The sequence below is a fragment of the Streptomyces sp. NPDC002076 genome, from assembly GCF_053593835.1.
In genome coordinates this window covers 1-1186 of sequence record NZ_JBSFDI010000078.1, presented here as the reverse complement: position 1 = coordinate 1186, position 1186 = coordinate 1, and the positions used below count along the sequence as shown (strand labels likewise).

At 69.1% G+C, this 1186-nt stretch carries 1 protein-coding gene; it reads right to left on the bottom strand.

Going from position 1 to position 1186, the window contains the following annotated elements; all coding sequences use genetic code 11:
- Positions 1-482: 482 nt before the first annotated feature.
- Positions 483-1064, bottom strand: coding sequence for an RraA family protein (locus tag ACWCQS_RS46065; protein WP_451010001.1), 582 nt, complete (start codon positions 1062-1064; stop codon positions 483-485).
- Between the last annotated feature and the right edge of the window lie 122 nt (positions 1065-1186).

Here is a 1186-nt window from a genome sequence, read left to right as displayed (position 1 = left end):
AGGGAGCACGCACGGTCAGCGGATGCACGCCCCGGGCAGACACCCGCGCGTTCCGGGACCATGCCCGGCTACACCACTTCATGGGACGCGATCGGACGAGGAAGGGTTGCCCAATCTGCCCCCATCGCTCGTGCGCGGCCCGTAGCGGCGACGCTGCGTTGCAGGTCGCCTTCGACAGGCCGGGCACGGATGTGGACGCGCGTGCTTCCAGGCGGCAGGGATCGTCCTGGCGCCGTCACGGTCCGGCGACGGCCGACTGGTCGTCGCGTGCACCGTGACGTTGGATCCCGACCACCTGGCGGTCTGGGCTTTCGCGAGTGCCGTCGCCGTCGTCGGCACCGCGTGGGACCCCGTGCAGCACCAACGGGACGCACGGGGTCCAGGAGAGGGCGTCCAGCTCGGCGGGGTGCTGATCTCGTATGCGTTGGGCACGACGGGAAGGGGGGCCTCCAGCAGCCGCCGCTTCCCGCGGGTCTGCGCCGCTACTCACCTGGCTGCGCCTGTTCACTTCTGATGCCTTTCGCGGCCTCCGCTTCCTCGGCTGAGATGTCCTCGGCGATGGCAAGCACCCGCCGCAGGCTGGCGGAGGGAATCACGACGCCACCGGCGCTGTCCATGTAGATGTAGTCACCGGGACTCACGCACACACCGGAAATCTCAACAGCCCCAGCGCAGGCGTACGGCATCACCGTGTCGCCGCCCCATCGGACCGCCTCCCCCCTGCACCAGGTAGCGAAGCTGTAGCCACGCAACTGGCCGAAGTCACGCAGCCGGCCGTCGGCGAGGACGCCGGCCAGCCCGGTGCTGTCTGCCCTGGCAAGCTTTGTGCCCCCGCCATGGGACACGTCGGCGTGCCCTCCGCTGGAGAGCACGAGCACCTGGCCCGCCCCGGGCGGGTTCCCGAGTGCTCCGTAGAAGTAGTACCGGAAGTCATGGCCCTCTACAGCCAGGTCCTCGCGGTAGGGGAGAAAGGAGATGGTGGCTGCCGGCCCGAAGAGATAGCGGAGAGGGTCGGGGCTCGACATGGCGGGTATGTGCGCTCGGTGGCCGTGGACCCGGTTCATGGCGTCGACGAGCGTGGCGCACCCCAGTGAGGTTCCCCCGAGATGCGGGGAGAGGTGACAGAGGGTCAGATGGGTTTCACGAGAGGAGCCCTGACGATGCCTGCCCCGAGGAAGTACCCGCT

Bases quoted from the DNA above. Each gene is read 5' to 3' on its own strand.
- ACWCQS_RS46065 (WP_451010001.1), bottom strand. From the start codon at position 1,064: ATGAACCGGGTCCACGGCCACCGAGCGCACATACCCGCCATGTCGAGC.